The organism is Oleiphilus sp. HI0079, from assembly GCF_001635105.1.
This window is the reverse complement of record NZ_LWFT01000301.1, coordinates 1-675: the sequence shown is the minus strand read 5'-3', so window position 1 is coordinate 675 and position 675 is coordinate 1. Positions and strand designations below refer to the sequence as shown.

Here is a 675-nt window from a genome sequence, read left to right as displayed (position 1 = left end):
TGCGCTCTCTTGCGATTGTCTGATTTTTCGCCTGTGTAAGATAGGCCGCGCCCAATTACTTTAGACTACGCAGCATCATCGTTTTAAGACCTATCTTAGGTGTACTTGGTTCCTCGCCTTTTTTGGAATAGGTTTCATCCAGTGCCGGACTCGTTTACTCTGGGTCATGATGCTTCATTAGGTTATGCGCGTCGCTAATCTATCTTACATGAGAACCTGAATGTCTGTTCCTACCCCGCTCAACACAGAGCAAAAACCAGCGCGTTCTTTCAGTGTGCTATTAAAACTTTGGGCTTTTATGCGCCCTTACAAACTGACCCTGATTTTTGCCGGTATTGCTTTGGTATTTACAGCCGGTGTCACTCTCTCAATTGGGCAAGGCGTTCGCGTGTTAGTGGATGATGGTTTAGTCGCGAGTTCTCCTCAAGCACTCACACGAACCGCTCAGGTTGTTTTGCTTTTGTCCCTCTTTATGGCGCTTGGTACGTATGCCCGCTTCTATCTTGTGTCATGGCTCGGAGAGCGCGTGACTGCTGACTTACGCTCTGCCGTGTTCTCTCATTTGGTTGGCATGCACCCCAGCTATTTTGAACTCAACAAAAGTGGCGAGATTATGTCCCGACTCACTACAGATACGAGTTTGCTACAAAATATCATTGGCTCGTCATTTTCTAT

At 47.0% G+C, this 675-nt stretch carries 1 protein-coding gene; it reads left to right on the top strand.

All coding sequences use genetic code 11. The features are described 5' to 3' along the window. Positions 1–220: 220 nt before the first annotated feature. Positions 221–675: ABC transporter transmembrane domain-containing protein (locus A3750_RS04170; RefSeq protein ID WP_255374865.1), on the top strand; the 455-nt coding region annotated here is incomplete at its 3' end.